The following is a 22,307-nucleotide window of genomic DNA, read 5'->3' on the forward strand; positions in this document are numbered from 1 at the left end:
GCGGAACTTCTCCCCGTCCTCGTCGGAGTTCACGACGGTGCCGATCGGGCGGATGGGATACGTCGTGGAGGGCGTCGGTTCCACACTGCGCTGGGCCCACGGGGTCGACCCGGTCGGCCGCTGCGAATCCCCAGTCCAGCAGCTCCCGGGCCTCTTCGTAGACGGCACGGCCGCCGCCGTACCGCGGGTTCATCACCGTGACGACGAGCGTGCGGCCGCCCTGGCGGGCGGCGGAGACGAGTGTGTGCCCGGCTTTGCTGGTGTAGCCGTTCTTGACGCCGATCAGGCCGGGGTAGGGTGCTACTCCGTCGGCGCCGGTCAGCAGACGGTTGGTGTTGCGGATGGGGTACGACGAGCCGCCGCGGCCCGGGAATCTGGCCTCGACGGTGGCGCAGTACCGCGCGAAGTCCTTGTTGCGCAGCCCGGCCCGGCCGAACACGGCGAGGTCGTACGCCGAGGACACCTGGCCCGGGCTGTCGTAGCCGTCCGGTGACAGCACCCGGGTGTCCAGGGCGCCGAGCGCCCGTGCCCTGGCCTGCATCCGCGCGGCCGTGGCCCGCCAGCCGCCGTTGAGGCGCGCGAGGACGTGCACGGCGTCGTTGCCGGAGTTGAGGAAGACCCCGTGCCACAGATCGGACACCCGGTACGTGCGTCCCTCGGCGACCCCGACCAGGCTGCTGCCCGCCCCGACGCCCGACAGCTCCTCCTCGTCGACCGTGTGCCGGATCCCGCCGGGCAGGACGGGCAGCACGGTCAGCGCGAACAGGGTCTTGAGGGTGCTGGCGGGCGGCAGTCTGCGGTGCGCGTCGTGCGCGGCGAGGACCTCGCCGGTCCGGGCGTCGGCGACTACCCAGGACAGTGCGGAGACCCGCGGCAGCCGGGGCGCCCCCGCCCGTGGCCGCACCTGCGTGCCGGACCGATGCAGCAGGGAGGGCTGCGGCATCGTCCGCGCTCGTTGATGCTCGACGGGCTCCGCGCCGCCCCGGTCGGCGACCGCGGCGGGAGCGAGCCCCAACAGGCCCGCCACACACAGCACACAGGCCGAGACAGTCACCCGGGAAGAGAATCCGATCTTCATACAATCAACGTAGGAAGACCTCGCCGACACACCGGGCTGCCCTGGCGGAGCGTCGCCCGCGAGCACCCGGATGCCGCACGTCAGGCGGGATCCGCCGGCAGCGTCGGCTGGATGCGTCGCAGGAACGTCGCGTTGTCCGGCGTCTGGCGCATCCGTTCGAGCAGGGTCTCCAGGCCGTCCTTGGCCTGGAGGACGCGCCGCAGGCCGCGGGCGGTCGTCAACTCGGCCGGGGTCAGGAGGAGTTCCTCACGGCGAGTGCCGGAGGGGGTGATGTCGATGGCCGGGAAGACGCGGCGGGCGGCCAGTTCGCGGTCCAGGCGGAGCTCCATGTTGCCGGTGCTCTTCAGCTCCTCGAAGTAGAACGCGTCGGCGCGGGAGCCGGTCTCCACCAGGGCGGTGGCGAGGATGGTGAGCGAGCCGCCCTCCTCGGCCGCGCGGGCGGCGCCGAAGAACCGCTTCGGGCCGATGAGCGCGGTGGCGTCCACACCCCCGCTGAGGGTGCGGCCACCGGCGGCGGCCGCGTTGTTGTGCGCCCGGCACAGCCGGGTCAGCGAGTCGAGCAGGATCACGACGTCCTCGCCCGCCTCGACGAGCCGTTTGGCCCGCTCGACGACGAGTTCGGCGAGCGCGATGTGCTGCTTGGGCGCCCGGTCGAAGGTCGAGGCGTACACCTCGCCGCGCACCGAGCGCCGCATCTCGGTGACCTCCTCGGGGCGCTCGTCGAGGAGCACCACCATCAGGCGGCACTCGGGGTGGTTGCCGGCCACCGCGGCGGCGAGCTGCTGGAGCAGCACGGTCTTGCCGGTCTTGGGCGGGGCCACGATCAGCCCGCGCTGGCCCTTGCCGACCGGCGCGATCAGATCGGCCACGCGCCCGGTGAGCCCGGCGCCCGGGTGTTCAAGACGGATCCGCTCGCTGGGGTGAAGCGGTGTCAGATCGCCGAACCGGCGGCGGTTCCTCTCCGGTGCCCGGCCGTTGACGCGGGCGATGTCGGAGAGGGTCCGTTGGGCGCCTCGTACGCCTTCGACGCGGTCACCCTTGCGCAGGCCGTGGCGGCGGATCAGGGCGGCGGAGACCTGGAGGTCGGAGGAGGTGGGCAGCAGGGTGTCGGCGCGCAGGTGCCCCTTCCCGCTCGCGTCGACGTCGAGCACACCGGTGACGGTCTGCGGGGCGGACTTCTGTACGGGGGGTTCGAGTGTGGTGGTCATGGGGGTGGGTCCTTTCACGGACGTACGGCATGAGACTTGCGAAGGGGAGGGAGCCGCGGAAGAGAACGAGGCGGACAGAGCGCCTTCGGGCGGCGGGAACAGCACCTCGGATGCGGCGGAACCGCAGGTCATGAGGTGGTGACAAAGCCGGTACGGAAGCCGGCTGAATGGAGGAGAACTGGCACCGGCGCCCCGGACGGGGCGTACACGAGTACTAACGGGACGGTACCACGCCGTATCAGCGGGTGGCGAGGAGTCCGTACAGCAGGGGGATGCGCGGCTCGGGCAGCCGCCACCAGCCGGACGGCGTACGCACCATCTGCGGCCAGCGCTGCCAGGGCAGCTCGTCGCTCTCGCGCAGCCGCCGGACGGTCAGTCCCGCCTCGTTCAACGCGGTGACGACCTCTCCCATTCCGTGCATCCACTCGAAGCTGTCGGTGGCACCCTCGACGGCCGGGCCGTCCGTGTAGGTGTGGGTCGCGTCCCGGTGCACGGGACCGCCGCCGCCCAGGTAGTCGTGCCGGAGCAGCAGCTCGGGTCCTTCGCCGGGCGCCGGCTTCGGGCCCAGGGAGTTGAGCAGCGGATGGAACTCCACGATGTACAACAGGCCGCCGGGCCGCAGGAGTTCGGCGACCACGTCCGCCCAGCGCGGCAGGTCCGGCAGGTAGCACAGTGCGCCCTTGCCGGTGTACACGACGTCGAACCGCTCCCGCCCGAGCGCCTCGACGGCGTCGTACACGTTCGCCTGTACGTAGGTGACGTCCGCGCCCGCCTTGTCGGTGAGGTCACGTGCGGCGGCGACGGAGGCGGCGGAGAAGTCGAGGCCGACCGCCCGGGCCCCGCGTCGGGCGAGGGCGATCGTCTCGGTGCCGAGATGGCACTGAAGGTGGAGCACGTCACGGCCGGCCAGGTCGCCCAGGTCCGTCCACTCGAAAGGGGCGAACCAGCGCTCGGGGTCGAGGTCCTGATCGAGGCCGTAGAAGCGGCTGGCGAGGTGGACGGGGGTGCGGGCGTCCCAGTTCGCCTGGTTGGCCCGCATCAGCCGGGTGTGCTCGTCGGCGCTCATGAGGACATCCAACCGCGAACCGGCGCGGAAGGGGGCCCGTCACACGGAACGCGCCTGCGCCTCCGCCGCGATCCGGTCGAACTGCGCGCCCATGGCGGCCTGGAGGGCCTGCGCGGCGGACAGCGGGCGGACCATGACGGTGAAGTCGTCGATCAGGCCGTCCTCGTCGACGTGGATGAAGTCGCAGCCCTGGATCTCGCGGTCGCCGACGCGGGCGGTGAACACCAGGGCGTGATCGCGGCCGCCTGCGTCGTTGATCTCCCGGACGTAGCGGAAGTCCTCGAAGACGCGTGCCACCCCGCGCAGGATCGCGGCCGTGATCGGCTTTCCGGGATACGGCTTGAACACCACCGGGCTGGTGAAGACGACGTCCTCCGCCAGCAGAGCCTCGGCGGCGTCGAGGTCCCCCTTCTCGATCGCCTCGCGGAACGCCTGCATCGAAGCCTCCATAGTCAATTAATTGAGTAGGTGCGGAAGAGATTAGTCACCTCCTGCTAGCGTGTCCACATGTCGCTGAAGTACGCCGTCCTGGCCGCCCTCCTGGAGGGGGAGGCGTCCGGATACGAGCTGTCCAAGCTGTTCGACGTGTCCCTCGCGAACTTCTGGGCCGCGACCCCGCAGCAGCTCTACCGCGAGCTGGAGCGGCTGGCGCAGGACGGCCTGGTCCAGGCCCGGGTGGTGCAGCAGGAACGCCGGCCCAACAAGCGGATGTTCACGCTCACCGCGGCCGGGCGCGAGGACTTGCGGTCCTTCGCCTCCGAACCGGTCCGCAGACCCGCCGCCATGCGCGACGAACTGCTCATCAAGATCCAGGCCATGGACGAGTCGGATCCCGTGGCGACCCGCGCGCTCGTCGAGGAGCGGATGTCCTGGGCGCACGGCAAGCTCGCCCGCTACGAGCGGGTCCGCGAACGCCTCCTGGCCGGGCGGACCGAGGAGGAGTACCTGCGTGAGACCGACCGCGTCGGCCCGTACCTCACCCTGATGGCCGGGATCGCCTACGAGCGGGAGAACGTGGCCTGGTGCGCGCGCGTCCTCACCGTCGTCGAGCAGCGCGCTCCGCTGGGGTGACGCGGATGTTCGACCCCGAGGGCCCCTCCCTGCGCGAACTCGCCGTCCAGGCCCTGTCCTCCGTCGAGCGCGGCTACGACCTGCTCGCCCCGAAGTTCGACCACACCCCCTTCCGCACCCCCGACTCGGTCCTCGACGCCGTCGCCGCGGCACTGGAGCTCATGGGTCCCTTCGGTCCCGGGCTCGATCTGTGCTGCGGCACGGGCGCCGGGGCGGACGTGCTCACGCGCGTGTGCGAGGGCCGGCTCGTCGGGGTCGACTTCAGCACGGGCATGCTCGAGGAGGCGCGCAAGCGCGGCGGCGGGGTCTCCTACGTCCGTGCCGACGCCCGCGCCCTGCCCTTCGCCCCCGTCTTCGACCTGGTGGTGAGCTTCGGGGCGTTCGGGCACTTCCTGCCGCGCGAACTGCCCAACCTGTTCACCCAGGTGCACTCGGTGCTACGACCCGGCGGGGCGTTCGTGTTCCCCGTGGTCGCCCCGCCACGGCCCGGATCACCGGCCTCCTGGATGCTCCTGGGCTTCGACGCGGTGATGCGGGTGCGCAACGCCGTCTGGCGCCCCCCGTTCGTCATGTACTACCGCGCCTTCCGGCTCGGCGAGGTGCGCCGCGAACTGGAACGGGCCGGACTGGACGTGGAGCTCACGGCGCTGCCCGGGTTCGGGCGGCGCCGTGACGGGAGTCCGCGGGTGCGGATGGTGGTCGCGCGGCGGCCCGGTGGTCAGACGGCCGCCGGCAGCGTGAACTCGTAGACCAGCGCGTCCTGTCGGGCGTCCACCACCAGGTCGGTGATCTCCAGCGGGCGGTCGTACTGGTCGTGGACGCGTCTGGTGACCCGGACCGAGGGGGCGCCCGCGAGTGGGGTGATGCAGTCCCGGTGGTGCAGGGCCAGGCCCGCCTTGCGCATCCAGTCGTAGGCGCGCCGGAGTTGGGCCGAGGTCGAGCCGTCGGCGCGCTCCCGGTAGCGGCGGAGCTGCTCGACCTCTGCCAGCGCCACCGCGGAGAACGACGTCACGGCCGTACGGCGGCCCTCTCCGTCGGCGCCGGCGGACTCGTAGCGATGCACCAGGGTCGGGCGGTGCGGGGCGAGCCCCAGTGCCTCGGCGTGGCCCGGCGGGGGTGTCTCCCAGGTGACCGTGGTCCGGTCCACGGCGCCCGGATCGGCCGTTCGCGCGCCGACCGGGAAGGTGAGCGCCGCCGGGTTCTCCACCGGCAGGCCCGGCAGCGTGGCATGGCTGCCGCGTCGGTCGGTGGCGACGAGACCGTCGCACCGCAGCACCTCCAGCGCCTGCCGTACGGTCTCTCTGCTGACCCCGAAGTGCCGCGCCAAGTGCCGTTCGCCCGGTAGGCGTTCGCCGGGCGGGATGGTGCCGTCGCGCAGCTCGCCGAGCAACTGCGTCGCGATCCGCCAGTACAGGGGCTGATCCTCGGTGAAGGGGTGGTCGTGCGGGGTGGTGCGGGCCATGCCGCGCCCTCCTGTTGATGACGTGCCGTAGTCGTGCCGACTCATTGCGCCACCAGATCTAGCATTGGTCTAAACCACCAGGGAAGGGCGGCGGGCCGGTTCGGCTGAAACCGGCCCGCGGAGGCGACGTCAGACGTACGACCGCACCCAGCGCAGCTTCGCCGCGTGGTGGTAGGGGCCGCCGCCCTCGTGGTCGTTGAACTCGTAGACCTCGATCGCCTTGTCCTCGTGGGCCCAGGCGTTGAAGGCCGCGAACACGGTCGAGGGCGGGCAGGTCTGGTCCTCCAGCGCGGCCGAGAACAGGGCCGGGGCCCGGCCGCGGGCCGCGAAATGGACGCCGTCGAAGTAGGAGAGGGTGCGCATCACGTCCTCGCTGCGGCCGCGATGCGTCTTGAGGAACAGGGCGATCTCCCGGTACGGGTGACGGTCCGTCAAGGTCGTCGCACGCGGGTAGTCGCACAGGAAGGGCACGTCCGGGGCGACCGCCGTCAGATCCGGCACCAGGCCGCCCACCGCGATCGAGATGCCGCCGCCCTGGCTGGAACCGAGCACCACCGTCCGTGCGGCGTCGGTCAGCGGGTGCGACCGGGCCGCCTCCACGGCCCGCACCCCGTCCGTGAACACCCGCCGGTAGTAGTAGTTCTCCGGCGCGTCGATCCCGCGCGTCATGAACCCGGGATAGGCGGGGGCCCCGCCCACCGGATCCGCCGTACCGCCGCCACCGCCCCAGGCGCTGCCCTGGCCGCGGGTGTCCATCACGAAGTGCGCCCGGCCCGAGGACGCCCACAGCAGATGCTCGTGCGGCAGCCCGCGTCCGCCGCCGTACCCGATGAACTCCACGACCAGCGGCAGCGGTTCCGCGGCCCCCGCCGGAAGCGTCAGCCAGCCCTTGACCGGGTGGCCGCCGAATCCGGCGAACGTCACGTCGTACACCGTCACCGTGGACAGACCCGTGTCCACCGGCTCGAAGCGGGCGGCCAGATCATGCTCGCGGGCCTCCTGGAGCGTCTTGGACCAGAACGCGTCGAAGTCCTCGGGGGCCACGGAATCGCTGTGATACTCGCGCAGTTCGTCGAGCGGAAGGTCGAACAGGGCCATCGATGACCACCTTGGTGGCGAGGGGGTGCGGATGATCACACGGTACGTGGGTGATCGGACCTTTCGCCAGGTCATGCCCGCGGTCGGACCCGACGCCGGCGCCCTGACGGCTGCCGTCGACATATCCGTCGAAACCACGGAACTGCTGGTCACAGCTGCCGGGCCTGCTCGTCGTGGGCGGTGGCGGGGAGATCGCGGGCGGCTGGGTGACCGTCTCCGGTGGTCGGGTCAACGGGGCATCAACGGCGGATGCGGGGGGTGTGGAGCAGGCCGGTGTGCGGACAGACCAGCTCTCTCAGGCCTCTCTACGGCTCCACTCCGGTTCCGTTCGCGCCCACGCCCGGTCCCACTCGGCCAGCCGCTGCCTGTCGAGGAGGCGGCGGACCGTGGTGTGGGCGAGGAGGATCAGGCCGCCCGTGCCCACGGCCGCGCAGGCGCCGATCGTCACCGTGTGCTGCCAGATCGCGGCCTCGCCGGGTGGTGGTTGCACACTGCGGCCGCTGGAGTCGAGCCACACGTCGACGCGTTCACCGGGGTGGGTGCCGACCGGGACCATGGCCGTACTCGTGCGCGGGGTGCCGTCCGGGGCCGTCCAGCGGACCGTCGCGCGGTGTTTGCGCTCGGTGTTCTGGACCGAAGGAAGGGGCGCGTCGGCCCGGCCGCCGACTTCCGCGCGCACCCGGTGCCGATCGGCGCGTTGAGCCGCGGCCGTGGCCCGGGCCTCGTCGTGGGCCCACCACCCGGCCACCGCTCCGGCCAGGGGCGCGCCCAGCAACAGCAGGACGGCGACGGCCAGCAGAGTCCATCCCTCTATGACGTCCGACCGGCGCCGCAGCGGATTGTGCCGCCGGCGCCGGCCAAGTACCTGGGTCCTCACGCCCCACGGGTACCCCCGGACGTCAGCCGAAGCGTTCGATTCGGATCCGATCGACCGGCTGCCCCGCCTCGACGAGCAGCCGGGAGGCGTGCTCGGCGAACGCGTTGGAGCCGCAGACATAGGCTTCCCACCCACCCGGCGGCCGCTCGGCCAGGAGCGGCGCCACATGTGCCGCCGACACCCGTCCCACCGGCACCCCGGCCGGGGCGCTCCGCGTGAACACGGGCGTGGTCTCCGCGCCGTACTCCCGCGCGTAGATCAGCTCTTCGGGGCTGCGGGCCGAGACCAGCAGCCGCAGCGGCACGTCCAGGCCGTGCGCACGGTGGTGCCGGATCATCGACATCAGCGGTACGACTCCGGATCCGGCGCCGATCAGCAGCGCGGGCCGGTCCCCGGGCCAGGCGAAGAAGCCGCTCAGCGGGCCGCGCACCTCCACCCGGTCGCCGGTCCTCGCCACGGTGTGGAACCAGCCGGAGACCTCGCCGCCCTCGACATGGTCCAGAGTCAGCTCGATGTGCCCGGAGCCGTCGGACGCGGACGCGATCGAGTAGTGCCGCTGTGCCACGTACCCGTCCGCCGCGGTCAGCCGCAGCATCAGGTGCTGGCCGGGCAGATGCCCCGCCCACGCGGGCACCGCGAGCCGCACGGTGGCCGCGCGCGGGGTCTCGCGCCGGATCTCGGTGACGGTGGCGGTCTGCCAGGTCGTGGCGGTCGTGTTGCTCACCGCGATCCGGCCGGGTACGGCGAACCGCGTGGCGGAGGTCGTGTCAGTCACCGGAGTACCGCTGCTCCTCCCACGGGTTGCCCCGCGCGTGGTAGCCGTTCTGCTCCCAGAAGCCCGGCTCGTCGTGGTCGAGGACGCGCAGGCCCGCGATCCACTTGGCGCTCTTCCAGAAGTACAGGTGGGGCACCAGCAGCCGCGCCGGGCCGCCGTGCTCCTGGGCCAGCGGCCGTCCGTCGTACTCCCAGGCGATCCAGGCCCGGCCGCCGGTGAGGTCCGCGAGCGGGAGATTCGTGGTGTACCCGGTGTGGGAGTACGCCACGACGTGGGTGGCCGAAGCATGGGGGCGGACCGCATCCAGGAAGGCGTCCAGGGAGACGCCCCCGAACCGCACCCCGAACTTCGACCAGCTCGTCACGCAGTGGATGTCACCCTCGTACACCGAACCGGGCAGCGCGTGGGCCTCGTCCCAGGTCCAGGTGCGCGGTGCCTCGACCAGGCCGTCCACGCGGAACGTCCACGCCTCGGGGGCGAGGTCGGGAGTGACCTCGGCGGACAGGACCGGCCAGTCGTCGCCCGCGTCGTACTGCCCGGGTGGCAGTCCGGGGTTGTCGACGCGTGGGCGCCCGGTGAAGCCTCGGGTGACGTGCATGTGGGTGGTGCCTCCAGACCGCCGTGCGCGACGGCCGTGATCAGTACGTTGCACATTCAACCGTACTGGTTCGGGTGTACGGGAATAGCCGGCCGCCGGTCTTGCTTGGATCTTGTGGCAGCGCACGAGAGAGGGAGCAGATGTCCAACGCGTTCGACGGGGTCCTCGACAATCCGACCCTGGCCGCGCTGACCGGCCCGCACGCCCGGTTCGCCGAGACCCGCGGCCGGGTGCTGCGCTACCCCGTCGACGTGTCCCCGTGGGTGGCGCTGCCCGACGAGCCGGACGACGCCGACTGGGCGGACGTCGCCGCGCTCGCCGGTCCCGGCAACGAGGCCCTGATCATCGGCTTGCGGGGGCGGACGCCCGAGGACTGGGAGACCGTCTTCCGCGCCGAGGGCGTGCAGCTCGTCGGCGAGGACGTGGCCGGCGCTCCGGACACGGAAGCGGTGCGCCTGGGTCCGGACGACGTGCCCGAGATGCTCGACCTGGTCGCCCGGACCCGCCCCGGCCCCTTCCTGCCCCGCACCCTGGAACTCGGCACCTACCTGGGCATCCGGCGGGAGGGCGCCCTTGTCGCCATGGCGGGGGAGCGGCTGCGGCCGCCCGGCTGGACCGAGATCAGCGCGGTCTGCACCGACCCCGCCGTGCGTGGCCAGGGCCTCGGCAAACGGCTGGTGCTGGCCGTCGCCCACGGCATACGGGAGCGCGGCGAGACGCCCTTCCTGCACACCGGCGCCGACAACACGGGCGCGATCCGGCTCTACGAGTCCCTGGGCTTCCGGCACCGCCGCACCACCGTCTTCCTCGGCACCCGGATCCCGGACCAGCGCCTGGAGCCGGCTGCCTGACCGGAGGCGTCCGCAGTCCGCGGTCCGTCCAGAAGCCGCGGCCTAACCCGCGTTGTAGCGCACCAAGTACCCGGCGAACCGCTCCAGATCCTCTTCGGACCAGTCGGCGAGCCGCTCCCGCACGACCTCCCGCCGCCGCTCGGTGACCTGGGCGAGCAGTCGGCGCCCGGAGTCCGTCAGGTGCAGCAGCTGCACCCGGTGGTCGTCCGGGTCGGGGCTCCGCCCGATCAGCCCGTCGCGCTCCAGCACCGCTACCTGACGGCTCACGGTCGACTTGTCCAGCGCGTAGTGCGCCGCGAGGTCGGTGGCCCGGCAGCCGCCGCTCTCCTCCAGGTGACCGAGCAGGGTGTACGACACCAGCGACAGCTCCGGGTGCATCCGCCCCGCCGAGGCGCGGGCGCGGCGGGCGAAGGCCGTCATCTCGCGTTGGATGATCTCCACGGAAGTGTCCGAAACGTCCCTCGGGCTCATGGTTGCAGAGTACAACTCAGCGTGGACGCGTGATCACTGGGGTACGCTGACGGCCGTCCGCGGAGCGTCCCGGACGTGTCGAACCGAGGGGGTGAGACCCATTACCGCTGTGTCAGGTCGGGTGCTCTCCCCACGAGTCGGTACGGTCGCCGGTCGTCGGTGACCGAGGGAGCGCCCTTCGGATCTCGAAAGGCATCCCCGTTGTCCTCTCTCTCCCTGCCGTATGACTCCGTCGTCGTCGCGCTGCGCACCGCGGGCTGTGTGTTCGCCGAGGACGAGGCGCGCTTGCTGATGGCCGCCGCCGCGTCTCCTGGCGAGCTGGCCGCCATGGTGGACCGGCGGGCCGCCGGTCATCCCCTCGAACTCGTCCTCGGTTGGGCCGAGTTCCGGGACCTGCGGATCGTCGTGGAGCCCGGCGTCTTCGTGCCCCGCCGCCGTACCGAGTTCCTGGTCGAGCAGGCGCTCGCCCAAGTCCCGTACGCCTCGGTCGTGGTGGACCTGTGCTGCGGCTCGGGTGCCGTGGGCGCCGCCCTGGCCACCGCGCTGGGCCCGGTGGAACTGCACGCCGCCGACATCGACCCGGTCGCGGTGCGCTGCGCCCGCCGTAACGTGGCCGCGTACGGCGGCGAGGTCCACGTCGGTGACCTGTTCCACGCGCTGCCCGACGCGTTGCGCGGCCGGGTCGACATACTCGCCGCCAACGTCCCCTACGTCCCCACCGGCGAGGTCGCCCTCCTGCCCGCCGAGGCACGTGACCACGAACCGCTGACCGCGCTGGACGGCGGTACGGACGGACTGGACCTGCTGCGCCGGGTCGCCGCCGAGGCCGCGCACTGGCTGGCCCCGGGCGGCTGCCTGCTGGTCGAGACGAGCGAGCGGCAGACACCGGCGGCCATGGAGGCGTTCGCCCGGGGCGGCCTGACGCCCCGGACGGCGGCGTGCGAGGAGCGGTACGCCCAGGTGGTCATGGGCACCCGCTGACGGCCTCGGGCCGGTCGGTCCCGGTCGGTGAGGGGGTCCCCCGTCGGCGTGGGCACCCTGTTGTCGGCACGCTGTCGGCGTCAGGCGGGCCCACCGCCGTCCTGGCCGGCTCGCTTGTCCCATGCGCCGGCCAGTACGTGGTCGGCGGAGTGCCTGCCCTCGGCGGAGCGGGTGCCTGCCAGGTACAGCTCGTCCCCGTTCGTCAGGCCGCCGGAGCCTTCCCGGTGGACCGTGGTGTCCGAGTCGAGGCTCCAGGTCCACTGCGCGCCGTCCTCGCTGCGTACCGTGACCCGGTCGCCGTCCACCTCCTCGGCGGTGCCCCACTGCCAGACGCGCACGACCCAGTCGCCGCTGTCCGGGTCCTTCACCGTCGACTCGCCGTGCACGGCCAGGCCGAACCACAGGCTCCGGTACCAGTCGCCGCCCCGGTCGGACGCGTCGGACCCCGAGGCGGATCCGGAGGCCGCCGGTGTCGTGCCGCCCTTCCCGCCGCCTGAGACCGCGTCGAAGGCGTAGGTGCCGCCGAGGGCGAGCACGGCGACCGCGACCGCCGTCGTCACCGCCCGCGTCCGCCGCGACAGGCCCCGCCAGCGCTCACCGAGCGGGGTGCGTTCGGACCCTCCGGCGAGTACCTCGGGTGGTGTCGTCTCTCGATCCGGATCGTGCGTCATGGCTCGCTCCCAGCGGCCACGGCACCCGACGTCGGCACGCCACGGGCTGCGGGCCGTAAGACCAACGTAGCTGTTTCCCCTGCCGCTGCGAAGGTCAACCAGGCGTCTGAACACGGGCGATGAGCAGCGCCACGTCGTCGGTGTTGTCCGGCTGGTGCAAGGTGCGCAGGAGGAGGTCGCACACCTCTTCCAGGGGCTGGTCGGGTCCGTCGAGGAGCTCCAGGAGCGCGTCGAGCCGTTCGTCGAGGGGGTGCTGGCGGGTCTCGACCAGGCCGTCGGTGTAGAACACCAGCCGGTCGCCGGGCCCCAGGGCCACGGTGGTGGTGGAGAAGGCCACCCCGCCCACCCCGAGCGGCGCTCCGGTGGGCAGTTCGAGAAGTTCGGGGGCGTGCCCTTCGCGGAGCCGGACCGGCGGCAGATGCCCGGCGTTGGCGATCCGGCACTGGCGCAGACGCGGGTCGTGGACGGCGTACACGCAGGTGGCGATGGAGTGGTCGAGGCCCTCCGTGGTGCGGTCCAGGTGCTCCAGCAGGCGGGCCGGATCGAGGTCGAGGTTGGCCAGGGTGTTGGTCGCGGTCCGCAGCCGGCCCATGGTCGCGGCGGCGTTCACCCCGCTCCCCATGACGTCCCCGACGACCAGCGCGGTCTTACCGCCGTCCAGGGGAATCACGTCGAACCAGTCACCGCCGACCTCGGCGGTCGCGCCCGCGGGCTGGTAGCGGGAGGCGACCTCCAGGCCCCCGGTCACCGGCGGATGGCTGGGCAGCAGGCTGCGCTGGAGGGTGAGGGCGGTGTCGCGGGCGTTCTGGTACCAGCGGGCGTTGTCGATCTGCACCGCCGCACGCGCCGCCAACTCACGGGCCAGCAGCAGATCGTCCTCCCCGAAGGGCAGCGGGTTGGAGATCCGCTTCAGGTCGAGGGCGCCCAGTACCTCGCCGCGAGCGATCAACGGCACGGCCAGATAGGAGTGCACCCCCGCGCGGGCCAACCGCTCGGCCGCCTCGGGGGAGCGGGCTATGCGGGGCAGATCGGCGGGTTCGACCTCGGCCACCAGCACCGGGCTGCCGGTGCGCACGCACTGGGTGACCAGCCGGTCGGGTCCGTACCGGGCGATCTGCCCGGGCGGATCGGCGGCGTCCAGGGCCTCCGAGGGCTGCTCCGCCTGGACGGCCAGGGCGCGGATCACGGCCGGTTCGGCGGGGCCGAGGCTGCTGCGGCGGCCCTCCACCACGGCCTCCAGCAGATCGACGGCCGCGATGTCGGCGAGCTCCGGGACGGCGACGTCGGCGAGTTCATGGGCCGTGCGGTCCAGTTCCAGGGTGGTGCCGATGCGGGTGGAGGCGTCGGCGATGACGGCGAGGCGTCTGCGCGCCTCCTCGGCCTCGAGTTGGGCGTGGTGCTGCTCGGTGACGTCGACGACCATGCACGCGACGCCCAGGACGGTCCCGAGGGCGTCCTCCAGGCGGTACATCGACACCGACCAGGCGTGGTCCGCGTCCGGATCGGCCGGGGTGCGCCCGACCGTGAACTGGTCGACCAGCGGCACCCCGCTCTCCAGCACCTGCCGGACCGCGGCCTCCAGGGCGGCGGTGTCCAGGTCCGGCAGCACCTCCGGGACGGTGCGGCCCAGATGCGCCGTGGCGGGTACGCCGTTGATCCGCTCCAGCGCCGGGTTGACGGACACGTACCGCAGGTCGGTGTCCAGGACGGCGAGGCCGAGCGGCGCCTGTGCGACGACCCGGGTGGACAGCGCGACGTCCCGTTCCAGCCGGCGCACGGTCGACTGGTCGGCGGCGAGGCCGAGGGCGTAGACATCGCCGCGGTCGTCCAGCAGCCGCTGGTTGCGGAACTCCACCAGACGCGTGCCGCCGTCCTTGTGGCGGATCGGGAAGGCCCCGGCCCAGCTCTCGCCGGTCTCCATGACGTCGGCGAAGAGTTTGACGACCATGTCCAGGTGCTGCTCGTGGATCATCAGCTTGACGGCGGACCGGCCCAGCGCCTCCTGTGCCGTATAGCCGAAGAGCTCCTCGGCCTGGGGGCTCCACAGCACGATCCGGCCCTCGGTGTCCAGCACCACGGACCCCACACCCAGCACGTCCAGCAGCCCGCTGGGCCGCACAGGACCCCGCACACGCTGCTCGCCCGGAGCCGCAGCAGGCGCCGAGGCATCACCGGGTGCCGGAGTGGGCGACGACCCGTCATCAGGCGACGCGTCACCACGGGCTGACGCGGGCTGCGGAGCGCCGCCCGGCACCGGCTCGTCGCCCCGGGCCACCGGAGATCCGGCTGGAGTCATGCCCACGCACCGCCTTCGCCATATCTCGCGGCACGTCGTCCCCCGTGCCGGCTCCCCTTGTTCTACCGCGCTCAACCGTCTCCGCGACCTCTCGCGTCGCTCACCTCCACCATCCCTCAACACCGCGCCGGTCGTCCGGGGAAGCGCGACGAAGATGACCACCGCCGTTCCGCTGTTGGTCTGTACATGACCACCATGCACCGCCAGACTGTCCGCCGAGCACGCGCCACCCACCCCCCAACCGAGGAGTCGGCCCATGCCCCTGCGCGCCCGGCAACGTTGTCATGCCGTTCTGACCGGCCTTGTCGCCCTCGCCAGTGCCGCCGTCCTGTCCGCGGCTCCGCCCGCCCACGCCGCCGACGTCTGGACCGAGGTCGGCTCCGACCGCGCCGACCCGCTGACCGAGAGCCAGGGCCTGACCTCCGTCGAGGTCCCGGCGAACAGCCCCAACCGCTACACCGGCATCGGCACCATCCCCTTCGGCGTCAGCAGCCGGGGCTGGAACCATGTCGGTGACCCGGACGCCTCCTACAACGGCTACTACATCGAGCCCTACCAGGCCGACTCCGGCACGGCGAAGATGTTCCGCGTGCAGGCGCCGGGCGGCGCCTGGTCGGAGTACGTGCACCGGCTCAGCGGTGGTGAGGCGCTCAACAACTCCTGGGTCGCCGTCTCGCCCGGCGGCCAGTGGATGCTGGCGGGGGAGTGGGGCACGATGAACCGGCTGCTCGTCTTCCCGACGCCGGGCGTCAACGCGAGCACCTCCCCCTCGGTGAACCTCCCGCAGGCCTCCACCGTCCACCTGGACCGCGCCGTACGTGATGTGCAGGGCTGTGACTTCTCGGGCCCGACCACCCTGCTGTGCTCCTCGGACGACCCGGCCGGCACCCTCTTCGGCATCACCAAGCCGCTGCTGCGGATCGACCTGTCCGCCGAGCCCGGCTCCGCCGACGTCACCGGTCGCGTCACCGCCCTGCGCCAGCTCCCGCTGCGCAGCGGCTGCTCGGGGAGCTTCGAGACGGAGGGCGTCGACTACGACCGCCGTACCGGCACCCTGCGGGTGATCGTCCTGTCGCCGGGCTTCTGCGTCCTGACCGACAGCAAGACCTACCGCTTCACCCGGAGCTGACCTCTCGCTCCTCTCGGGGCTGTACATCCCGGAATGTAGTGGTTTTCTGGGAGTGCGACACGGTGTCGTGGGGGAACCCGGCGCCGTGACGCGGCGCGGCCTCGAGAGGAGCGATCACGATGGACAGTGAGCGACTGCACCCGGAATCCGTCTCGGTGGAGATCAGCGGATGCAGCAAGGAGGACGCACGGATCGTGTTCGACGCCCTGTGCGCGTACTTCGATTCCGACCGGTGCTCCGACGACGTACCTCGCGAGTGGCACGAGACCCGGCCGACGGTGTGGCTGGGCACCTTCGACGTCTCCGAACCGCATGCGGGCGGCCGTCCCAGCGCTCGGCTGTCCCGGTCCGTCGAGGCCGATGTGCAGGGCGGCTACTGGGCCATCGACCGCTTCCGCAGCACCCTGGACGACCTGTTCACGGTGCACGACCTCAGCACCGCCTCCGGCGACCAGGAGCGTGAGCTGCACGTCCGGCTGGAAAGCCGGTGACCTGGGTCTCTCCTGTTGTGCAACTAGTTGCATAAACCGTGCGCGGTCCTCTACAACAAGAGGGACGACACCGCGCACGGAGGGCCCCGATGAGCCGTTACCCGCACCTGCTGAACCCGCTCGACCTGGGCTTCACCACGCTGCCCAACCGCGTCCTCATGGGCTCCATGCACGTCGGTCTGGAGGAAGCGGAGCGCGGCTTCGAGCGCATGGCGGCCTTCTACGCGGAGCGTGCGCGCGGCGGGGTGGGCCTCATCGTCACCGGCGGCATCGCCCCCAACGACGAGGGGCGGCCCTACGAGGGCGGCGCCAAGCTCACCACCGAGGCGGAGGCCGAGCAGCACCGGGTCATCACCGACGCCGTGCACGCCGAGGGCGGCCGGATCGCGATGCAGATCCTGCACTTCGGCCGGTACGCCTACCACCAGGACCTGGTCGCGCCGAGCCCGATCCAGGCGCCGATCAGCCCCTTCCCGCCGCGCGAGCTCACCGACGCGGACGTGGAACGGACCATCGAGGACTACGCCCGCGCCGCCCGCCTCGCCCGGCAGGCCGGCTACGACGGCGTGGAGATCATGGGCTCCGAGGGCTACCTCATCAACGAGTTCATCGTCACGCAGACCAACCACCGCACCGACCGCTGGGGCGGCTCGTACGAGAACCGGATGCGCTTCCCGGTCGAGATCGTGCGCCGGGTGCGCGAGGCCGTCGGCGAGGACTTCATCATCGTCTACCGGCTGTCCATGCTGGACCTGGTCCCCGGCGGCTCCACGCTGGACGAGGTGATCACCCTCGCGAAGGCCGTCGAGGCCGCCGGGGCGACCATCATCAACACCGGCATCGGCTGGCACGAGGCCCGCATCCCCACCATCGCCACGTCGGTGCCGCGCGGCGCCTACACCTGGGTCACCAAGCGGCTCATGGGTGAGGTGTCGGTCCCGCTCGTGACCACCAACCGGATCAACACCCCCGAGCTGGCCGAGGAGTTGCTCGCCGAGGGGTACGCGGACATGGTCTCCATGGCCCGCCCGATGCTCGCCGACCCCGACTTCGTGAACAAGGCCGCCGAGGGCCGCCCCGAGGCCATCAACACCTGCATCGGCTGCAACCAGGCCTGCCTGGACCACACCTTCAGCCTGAAGATCACCTCCTGTCTGGTGAACCCGCGCGCCTGCCACGAGACCGAGCTGGTGCTGTCCCCGACCCGGCTGCGCAAGCGGGTCGCGGTCGTCGGCGCGGGCCCCGCCGGTCTCGCCTGCGCGGTCTCGGCCGCCGAACGCGGCCACGAGGTCACCCTGTTCGACGCCGCGAGCGAGATCGGCGGCCAGCTGAACGTCGCCCGCCAGGTCCCCGGCAAGCAGGAGTTCGACGAGACCCTGCGCTACTTCCGCCACCGGCTCGACGAGCAGGGCGTGGACGTACGGCTGAACACGTGGGTGTCCGCCGAGGACCTCTCCGGGTACGACGAGGTCGTCGTCGCCACCGGCGTCACCCCCCGCACCCCGGACATCCCCGGCATCGACCACCCGAGCGTGGTCGGCTACCTGGACGTGCTGCGCGACAAGGCACCCGTCGGCGACCGGGTCGCCATCCTCGGCGCGGGCGGCATCGGGTTCGACGTCGCGGAGTTCCTCACCGACGGCGGCGACAAGGCGCACGAGGACCCGGAGACGTACTTCCGCCAGTGGGGCGTCGACATGGCCTACGAGGCCCCCGGCGGGCTGACGGCTCCCGAACGCCCCGCCCCGCCGCGCACCGTCCACCTGCTCCAGCGCAAGACCACCAAGGTCGGCGCGGGCCTCGGCAAGACCACCGGCTGGATCCACCGCACCGAGCTCAAGCACCGCGGGGTCAGCATGGTCCCCGGGGTGCGCTACGACCGGATCGACGACGCCGGACTGCATGTGACCGTCGGCGAGGAGAGCACGGTCCTCCCGGTCGACACGATCGTCCTGTGCACCGGCCAGGAACCGCGCCGCGGCCTGTACGAGGAGCTGGTGGCGGCGGGCCGCAGCGCGCACCTGATCGGCGGCGCCGACGTGGCCGCCGAACTCGACGCCAAGCGGGCCATCAAGCAGGGCACGGAGATCGCCGCGGCCCTCTGACGGGGCCGTCCCCGATCCAAGGGGCCGTCCCTAGGATGACGTCATGTCACTCCCGCACGCGATCCTCACCGCCCTGCTCGAGAAGCCGTCCTCGGGGCTGGAGCTGACCCGGCGCTTCGACAAGTCGATCGGGTACTTCTGGTCCGCGACGCATCAGCAGATCTATCGCGAGCTGGGAAAACTGGAGGCCGACGGGCTCATCCGCACCCTGCCGTCCGAGCAGCCGGCCCGCGGGCAGAAGAAGAGCTACGAGGTCCTGCCCGCGGGCCGCGCCGAACTGGCCCGCTGGACCGCCGCGGCGCAGGAGCCCAAGCCGCACCGGGACACGCTGCTGCTGCGGCTGCGCGCGGCGGCCGTGGTGGGCACCGAGGGCATCGAGGCCGACCTGCGACGCCATCTCGAACTGCACCGGCGGCAGCTGGCGGAGTACGAGGAGATCGAGCAGCGCGACTTCCCGGCCGGCAAGGACGGCCCCGAGGACCGGCTGCGCCACCTGGTGCTGCGGGCGGGGATCGACCTGGAGACCTTCTGGACCCGCTGGCTCGCCCACGCGCTGGAGGAGTTCGGCGAACTGCGACAGCCGTGACCGCACGCGAGGCGCGCTCGACCGTCTCCTCGTTCTCGCCGACGGGAGCCACGTGGTCGAGGACGCCCCGCGCGGCCCCCTCCCCGAGCAGCCCGGTGATCACCCAGGTGCCGAGGTACTGGGAAGCCGGGCAACCGCCCGCCGTGGCGGCGTTCCCCCCGGCGTGGAACGCCGCGTCCAGCACCGTGACCCCGCGTGCCTCGACGAAGGGGCGGCTCGTCCGGTCGGTGCGCGCGGGCATGTCCTTCAGCAACCCGAGCCGGGCCGGCACCAGCGCGCCCGAGCACTGCGCGCCGATCGACTGCCGCTCGGGGTCGAGCGGTAGTCGGGAGACCAGCCGGTCGTCGGCGACGACGTCCCGGGTCCTCACCCCGCTGCCGACCAGCAGGGCGTCGGCCTCGGTCACGAACTCCATCGGCCGCCGCCCGGTCACCTCGATGCCCGTCCGAGGCCGGCGGACCGGCCGGCGCCCCGCTCAGAGGCGGTACGGCCGCGAGCGGCGGCGCAGGAACCAGACCGTGGCCGCGGCGCCGAGCGCCACCAGTCCGCCGCCCGCCGCGAGCGTCACCGCGCCGTAGTCCTTGGCGGCGCCGCCGATGCCGCCCATGACCCCGCGCGAGGGCGAGGCCGTGGCCGAGACGGTGGGCGTGGAGGCCGCGGAGACGACGACGGACTGGGTGCCCGCGGTCTGGTTGTTGAACGCGCACTGCACGATGACGGTGTACGTCCCCGGGCTGACACCCGACCACGCGGCGGACTGCTGGTTGGTGTTGCCGGACAGGGCCACCTGACGGCCCTGGGCGAAGTTCGCCTGGCTGCTGGTCAGCAGCGAGGCGGTGCCCCAGCTGCCGCTGGTGTTGGTCTGGCTGCAGGCGCTGGTGGTGACCGAGACGGTGGAGCCGCTGGTGCTCACCGAGATCCCGGACTGCGCGCCGGCCGTCGGAGCGGTCAGGGCGAGCGGAAGCGCTGCGGCGGCCACGATCAGCCCCGAGCGGAGGAGTGGCGATGAGTTGCGCATGTGGACTGCCCTCCGGCGGCACGGTTGGCGGTACATCCCTTGCGCCGCCGAGGGTCGGGAAACGTCCGCGCTGCCTCAGGGGCAGCCAACGCGCACCCGGCCCGTCCCGCATGCGGACCGCCCCCGGGCAGGTGACGGATTCCTTCGTCCGGCCCATGGAGGGCACCGGATCACGGTGCCGCCTCGCCCGTGGTCACCGTCCGCTCCGCCGAGAACCCGCCCCAGGTCCCGTCGGGCAGCCGGGCCCTGAGCTTCACCCGGTGGCTCACCCCGGCATCGGTGCCCGCGTAGAAGCTGTACGTGCCCCGCTGGCGCGGCGCGTCACCGCCGTACACCACCGAGGTGGCGGACCGCCCGTCCAGATACACCTGGTACTCCGTGACCACGCCGTCCGTGCGCGGCGGAACCCAGCTCAGGTCGATGTAATAGGCGCCTTCCACCTTGTCGAGGTGGGTGGTGGCGCCGAAGTCGGCCGGTGCGGTGCCGCGGCCGTCGTCGGTGCCGGGGGTGGTGAGCCGGACCGGGGTCCCGGCCGGTGAGGCGTTGTCGGCGGCGTCGCGGGCGCGCACGGTGAAGGTGTAGCGGGTGCCTGGGCGCAGTCCCGTGACCACGGTCGCGGTCTGGTTCCCGCCCACGCTGTGGATCTTCGTGCCGCCCTGATGGACGTCGTACGACACCACACCCCGGTTGTCCTCCGCCGCGGACCAGGACAGCTGCACCGCCCGGCTGCCCACCGCCCGCCCCCGGAGGGCGCCCGGCGCGGTCGGTGCCGCGCGGTCGGCCGGGCCGGAGGCCGGGGTCGTGGCCCTCACCCCCTGGCTCGGCGGTCCCAGGCGGCCGTCGGAGTCGCGGGCCCTGACGGTGAAGACGTAGGCCGTGCCCGGCCGGAGCCGGGTGACATCCACCATGTGTTCGTCACCCGGCACGTCCTTCACCTTGGTGGTGCCGCGATACACCTCGTAGCCGTCGATGCCCTGGCTCGCCGCCACGGCGTTCCACATCACGTGCACGCTGGTCGCGCTGCCCGCCTCGGCCGTGACGCCTCGGGGGGCGCCCGGCAGCGGGCCCTCGTCGGCCCGGCCCTGCCAGCCGCAGGAGGCGATCAGGACGAGCGCGCCGCACAGCGGCGCGAGCCGGCGCGGACCGGCGGGTACGGGAACGCGACGCACGACTTGGCCTCCCCGGGTCAGGGGCCGCGGCCGATGGGGTGACGACACCGGCGCGGCAATGGTCCGGACCAATATGACGCGGCTGACGCGATCACATCAAGAGGGCGGTCGTCGGTGCGCGGTCGTGGCGGTTACGTATGCTGATCCTCGCGGCTGAACTCCCCCTGAGGGATCGATAGTTCATGCCGGTGGCGCGGACCGCTGTCGTCGCTGTTCCCGCGCCGGCCGTGCGCGGCCGGGAGGCCGAGCCGATACCGGCTCAGACTCCCGGTCGCTGCCGGAAGTTCGGGTTGCCGTACCGCCGCACGTGCGGACGCGTGCACCGTCTGGCCCCCGAACGGTGGCCGCGTGATCGACCAGGCACCAGGGTGGGCTGAGTGTCCGTCAGTGCTTCCCCGGAGAGGGTCCCTTATCGTGCGTGTCCAGTCGTTGACGCTGGTCGCGGCCAGTGCCGCCCTTCTCGCCCCGACCGCCCTGCCGGACGCCCCACCGCGCGCCGAGGAGTGGCCCGAGGTGCGGCCGCTGGGTGAGGTCCGCGCCGCCGACCTGCTGGCCAGGACGGGCAAGTGCGCCCAGATCTCCCGGGGGCGCTACAGCAGTGACGCCGGCGGCCCCGCGACGATCCCGGTCTGCGGCACCCGGGAGGCCGTGTTCTGGAAGGCCGATCTGGACATCGACTGCGACGGTCGGCCGGGGCGTCGCTGCAACGGCCGTACCGACCCGCACTTCAGTGACGCGACCGCCTTCCAGCAGTCCGACGGGCGCCAGTTGGATGCCGAGACCCTCCCGTACGTCGTCGTGCCCGCGCCGAGCCGGGTCTTCGACTACCGGGACCACGGAATCCGCGGCGGCTCGGTGGTCGCCCTGGTGCACCGGGACCGCGTGCGGTACGCCGTCGTCGGCGACGTGGGGCCCGCCGGCATCATCGGCGAGGCCTCCTACGCCGCCGCCGAGGAACTCGGCGTCAACCCCGACCCGCACGGCGGCGGGACCGACTCGGGCGTCACCTACATCGTCTTCAAGGACACGCGGGTGGAGCCGATCGAGGACCGCGAGGCCGCCGGCACGGTGGGGGAGCGGCTGGCGCGCCAGTTCCTGCTCGCCCCCTGAGGTCCGGCCTCAGACCGCCGACCAGGCGTCGTCCACGGGCAGCACCACGCCGTTGGCGTGCGCGGGTCGTGGCGGCGGATCTCGACGCCGCCGTCTCCGGGGATCTGAGCGAGCAGCCGGTCGTGGACGTGGTGGTCGCCGCCGCGGTGGAACAGGAGCGGTGCATGACCGGCGGACGCCGGGTGATCGTCACAGC

Annotated in this window: 22 protein-coding genes and 2 pseudogenes; 9 read left to right on the plus strand and 15 right to left on the minus strand. The window is 72.5% G+C overall.

Features of this window, described 5'->3' with window-relative positions:
* Window positions 1-94 precede the first annotated feature (94 nt).
* The 4 genes and pseudogenes from ACWDRW_RS14690 to ACWDRW_RS14705 all read right to left on the minus strand — a co-directional run.
* A pseudogene (locus ACWDRW_RS14690) lies at window positions 95-1,078 on the minus strand (D-alanyl-D-alanine carboxypeptidase family protein); the annotation flags it as partial.
* A gap of 80 nt (window positions 1,079-1,158) precedes the next feature.
* Window positions 1,159-2,286: a transcription termination factor Rho gene (rho, locus tag ACWDRW_RS14695; RefSeq protein WP_451723188.1), complete on the minus strand. Its 1,128-nt coding sequence runs from the start codon at window positions 2,284-2,286 to the stop codon at window positions 1,159-1,161.
* Window positions 2,287-2,524: 238 nt separating this feature from the next.
* Entirely contained in the window at window positions 2,525-3,352 is an 828-nt protein-coding gene (locus ACWDRW_RS14700) for a class I SAM-dependent methyltransferase (protein WP_451723190.1), read from the minus strand.
* Between the two features lie 39 nt (window positions 3,353-3,391).
* Window positions 3,392-3,790, minus strand: a complete 399-nt coding sequence (locus ACWDRW_RS14705; RefSeq protein ID WP_451723193.1) for a nuclear transport factor 2 family protein — start codon at window positions 3,788-3,790, stop codon at window positions 3,392-3,394.
* A gap of 69 nt (window positions 3,791-3,859) precedes the next feature.
* On the opposite strand from ACWDRW_RS14705, the gene ACWDRW_RS14710 reads away from it, so the two are divergent.
* Together ACWDRW_RS14710 and ACWDRW_RS14715 are read left to right on the plus strand one after the other, a co-directional pair.
* Window positions 3,860-4,423: a PadR family transcriptional regulator gene (locus ACWDRW_RS14710; protein WP_451723194.1), complete on the plus strand. Its 564-nt coding sequence runs from the start codon at window positions 3,860-3,862 to the stop codon at window positions 4,421-4,423.
* 5 nt (window positions 4,424-4,428) lie between these two features.
* Window positions 4,429-5,172 carry a class I SAM-dependent DNA methyltransferase gene (locus tag ACWDRW_RS14715; RefSeq protein WP_451723196.1) on the plus strand — a complete coding sequence of 248 codons (744 nt, stop codon included), beginning with the start codon at window positions 4,429-4,431 and terminating at the stop codon, window positions 5,170-5,172.
* Here the strand turns inward: ACWDRW_RS14715 and ACWDRW_RS14720 are convergent.
* The 5 genes from ACWDRW_RS14720 to ACWDRW_RS14740 all read right to left on the minus strand — a co-directional run bounded on the left by ACWDRW_RS14720 (window position 5,142) and on the right by ACWDRW_RS14740 (window position 9,233).
* On the minus strand, window positions 5,142-5,885 hold the full coding sequence (locus ACWDRW_RS14720; RefSeq protein WP_451723198.1) for a GntR family transcriptional regulator: 744 nt from the start codon (window positions 5,883-5,885) through the stop codon (window positions 5,142-5,144). The genes ACWDRW_RS14715 and ACWDRW_RS14720 overlap by 31 nt on opposite strands.
* Window positions 5,886-6,014: 129 nt before the next feature.
* A complete protein-coding gene (locus tag ACWDRW_RS14725; protein WP_451723199.1) occupies window positions 6,015-6,983 on the minus strand; it encodes an acetylxylan esterase in 969 nt (322 codons plus the stop codon).
* 295 nt (window positions 6,984-7,278) lie between these two features.
* Window positions 7,279-7,860 carry an Rv1733c family protein gene (locus ACWDRW_RS14730; protein ID WP_451723200.1) on the minus strand — a complete coding sequence of 194 codons (582 nt, stop codon included), beginning with the start codon at window positions 7,858-7,860 and terminating at the stop codon, window positions 7,279-7,281.
* Between the two features lie 22 nt (window positions 7,861-7,882).
* Window positions 7,883-8,635 (minus strand): ferredoxin reductase, encoded by a 753-nt coding sequence (locus tag ACWDRW_RS14735; protein ID WP_451723202.1) that lies wholly within the window; start codon window positions 8,633-8,635, stop codon window positions 7,883-7,885.
* Window positions 8,628-9,233: a sulfite oxidase-like oxidoreductase gene (locus tag ACWDRW_RS14740; protein WP_451723204.1), complete on the minus strand. Its 606-nt coding sequence runs from the start codon at window positions 9,231-9,233 to the stop codon at window positions 8,628-8,630. The genes ACWDRW_RS14735 and ACWDRW_RS14740 overlap by 8 nt, the downstream gene beginning before the upstream one ends.
* A 140-nt stretch (window positions 9,234-9,373) precedes the next feature.
* Between ACWDRW_RS14740 and ACWDRW_RS14745 the strand changes: the two genes are divergently transcribed.
* Window positions 9,374-10,084, plus strand: a complete 711-nt coding sequence (locus ACWDRW_RS14745; protein ID WP_451723205.1) for a GNAT family N-acetyltransferase — start codon at window positions 9,374-9,376, stop codon at window positions 10,082-10,084.
* Between the two features lie 42 nt (window positions 10,085-10,126).
* Here ACWDRW_RS14745 and ACWDRW_RS14750 read toward each other — a convergent pair whose 3' ends face one another.
* On the minus strand, window positions 10,127-10,555 hold the full coding sequence (locus ACWDRW_RS14750; protein WP_451723207.1) for a MarR family winged helix-turn-helix transcriptional regulator: 429 nt from the start codon (window positions 10,553-10,555) through the stop codon (window positions 10,127-10,129).
* A gap of 201 nt (window positions 10,556-10,756) precedes the next feature.
* Between ACWDRW_RS14750 and ACWDRW_RS14755 the strand changes: the two genes are divergently transcribed.
* On the plus strand, window positions 10,757-11,536 hold the full coding sequence (locus ACWDRW_RS14755; protein WP_451723208.1) for a putative protein N(5)-glutamine methyltransferase: 780 nt from the start codon (window positions 10,757-10,759) through the stop codon (window positions 11,534-11,536).
* An 80-nt stretch (window positions 11,537-11,616) separates the two neighbouring features.
* Here ACWDRW_RS14755 and ACWDRW_RS14760 read toward each other — a convergent pair whose 3' ends face one another.
* Window positions 11,617-12,207: a hypothetical protein gene (locus ACWDRW_RS14760; RefSeq protein WP_451723209.1), complete on the minus strand. Its 591-nt coding sequence runs from the start codon at window positions 12,205-12,207 to the stop codon at window positions 11,617-11,619.
* Between the two features lie 94 nt (window positions 12,208-12,301).
* Window positions 12,302-14,503: a SpoIIE family protein phosphatase gene (locus ACWDRW_RS14765; protein WP_451723210.1), complete on the minus strand. Its 2,202-nt coding sequence runs from the start codon at window positions 14,501-14,503 to the stop codon at window positions 12,302-12,304.
* Between the two features lie 256 nt (window positions 14,504-14,759).
* On the opposite strand from ACWDRW_RS14765, the gene ACWDRW_RS14770 reads away from it, so the two are divergent.
* From ACWDRW_RS14770 to ACWDRW_RS14785, 4 genes are all read left to right on the plus strand, one after another.
* A complete protein-coding gene (locus tag ACWDRW_RS14770; protein ID WP_451723212.1) occupies window positions 14,760-15,632 on the plus strand; it encodes a hypothetical protein in 873 nt (290 codons plus the stop codon).
* A gap of 119 nt (window positions 15,633-15,751) precedes the next feature.
* Entirely contained in the window at window positions 15,752-16,123 is a 372-nt protein-coding gene (locus ACWDRW_RS14775) for a hypothetical protein (protein ID WP_451723214.1), read from the plus strand.
* Window positions 16,124-16,212: 89 nt separating this feature from the next.
* Complete coding sequence (locus ACWDRW_RS14780) at window positions 16,213-18,228, plus strand: FAD-dependent oxidoreductase (protein ID WP_451723215.1); 2,016 nt, start codon at window positions 16,213-16,215, stop codon at window positions 18,226-18,228.
* 43 nt (window positions 18,229-18,271) lie between these two features.
* On the plus strand, window positions 18,272-18,814 hold the full coding sequence (locus tag ACWDRW_RS14785) for a PadR family transcriptional regulator (RefSeq protein WP_451723217.1): 543 nt from the start codon (window positions 18,272-18,274) through the stop codon (window positions 18,812-18,814).
* Here ACWDRW_RS14785 and ACWDRW_RS14790 read toward each other — a convergent pair.
* The 3 genes and pseudogenes from ACWDRW_RS14790 to ACWDRW_RS14800 form a co-directional block, all read right to left on the minus strand.
* Window positions 18,807-19,256 (minus strand): annotated as a pseudogene (locus ACWDRW_RS14790) (AraC family transcriptional regulator); the annotation flags it as partial. The gene ACWDRW_RS14785 and the pseudogene ACWDRW_RS14790 overlap by 8 nt on opposite strands.
* A gap of 33 nt (window positions 19,257-19,289) precedes the next feature.
* Window positions 19,290-19,832 (minus strand): hypothetical protein, encoded by a 543-nt coding sequence (locus ACWDRW_RS14795; protein ID WP_451723219.1) that lies wholly within the window; start codon window positions 19,830-19,832, stop codon window positions 19,290-19,292.
* Between the two features lie 170 nt (window positions 19,833-20,002).
* Entirely contained in the window at window positions 20,003-21,001 is a 999-nt protein-coding gene (locus tag ACWDRW_RS14800) for a fibronectin type III domain-containing protein (protein ID WP_451723221.1), read from the minus strand.
* A gap of 414 nt (window positions 21,002-21,415) precedes the next feature.
* On the opposite strand from ACWDRW_RS14800, the gene ACWDRW_RS14805 reads away from it, so the two are divergent.
* On the plus strand, window positions 21,416-22,111 hold the full coding sequence (locus ACWDRW_RS14805; RefSeq protein WP_451723224.1) for a glycoside hydrolase family 75 protein: 696 nt from the start codon (window positions 21,416-21,418) through the stop codon (window positions 22,109-22,111).
* Window positions 22,112-22,307: the final 196 nt, after the last annotated feature.

The sequence above is a fragment of the Streptomyces sp. NPDC003635 genome, assembly GCF_053587635.1.

Excerpts from the sequence above, each read along its gene's own strand:
- ACWDRW_RS14725 (WP_451723199.1), bottom strand. The coding sequence starts at position 6,983 with ATGGCCCTGTTCGACCTTCCGCTCGACGAACTGCGCGAGTATCACAGC.
- ACWDRW_RS14775 (WP_451723214.1), top strand. The coding sequence starts at position 15,752 with ATGGACAGTGAGCGACTGCACCCGGAATCCGTCTCGGTGGAGATCAGC.
- ACWDRW_RS14705 (WP_451723193.1), bottom strand. The coding sequence starts at position 3,790 with ATGCAGGCGTTCCGCGAGGCGATCGAGAAGGGGGACCTCGACGCCGCC.
- ACWDRW_RS14760 (WP_451723209.1), bottom strand. The coding sequence starts at position 12,207 with ATGACGCACGATCCGGATCGAGAGACGACACCACCCGAGGTACTCGCC.
- ACWDRW_RS14770 (WP_451723212.1), top strand. The coding sequence starts at position 14,760 with ATGCCCCTGCGCGCCCGGCAACGTTGTCATGCCGTTCTGACCGGCCTT.
- ACWDRW_RS14715 (WP_451723196.1), top strand. The coding sequence starts at position 4,429 with ATGTTCGACCCCGAGGGCCCCTCCCTGCGCGAACTCGCCGTCCAGGCC.
- ACWDRW_RS14780 (WP_451723215.1), top strand. The coding sequence starts at position 16,213 with ATGAGCCGTTACCCGCACCTGCTGAACCCGCTCGACCTGGGCTTCACC.
- rho (WP_451723188.1), bottom strand. The coding sequence starts at position 2,286 with ATGACCACCACACTCGAACCCCCCGTACAGAAGTCCGCCCCGCAGACC.
- ACWDRW_RS14795 (WP_451723219.1), bottom strand. The coding sequence starts at position 19,832 with ATGCGCAACTCATCGCCACTCCTCCGCTCGGGGCTGATCGTGGCCGCC.
- ACWDRW_RS14710 (WP_451723194.1), top strand. The coding sequence starts at position 3,860 with ATGTCGCTGAAGTACGCCGTCCTGGCCGCCCTCCTGGAGGGGGAGGCG.
- ACWDRW_RS14720 (WP_451723198.1), bottom strand. The coding sequence starts at position 5,885 with ATGGCCCGCACCACCCCGCACGACCACCCCTTCACCGAGGATCAGCCC.
- ACWDRW_RS14765 (WP_451723210.1), bottom strand. The coding sequence starts at position 14,503 with ATGACTCCAGCCGGATCTCCGGTGGCCCGGGGCGACGAGCCGGTGCCG.
- ACWDRW_RS14750 (WP_451723207.1), bottom strand. The coding sequence starts at position 10,555 with ATGAGCCCGAGGGACGTTTCGGACACTTCCGTGGAGATCATCCAACGC.
- ACWDRW_RS14745 (WP_451723205.1), top strand. The coding sequence starts at position 9,374 with ATGTCCAACGCGTTCGACGGGGTCCTCGACAATCCGACCCTGGCCGCG.
- ACWDRW_RS14785 (WP_451723217.1), top strand. The coding sequence starts at position 18,272 with ATGTCACTCCCGCACGCGATCCTCACCGCCCTGCTCGAGAAGCCGTCC.
- ACWDRW_RS14740 (WP_451723204.1), bottom strand. The coding sequence starts at position 9,233 with ATGCACGTCACCCGAGGCTTCACCGGGCGCCCACGCGTCGACAACCCC.
- ACWDRW_RS14700 (WP_451723190.1), bottom strand. The coding sequence starts at position 3,352 with ATGAGCGCCGACGAGCACACCCGGCTGATGCGGGCCAACCAGGCGAAC.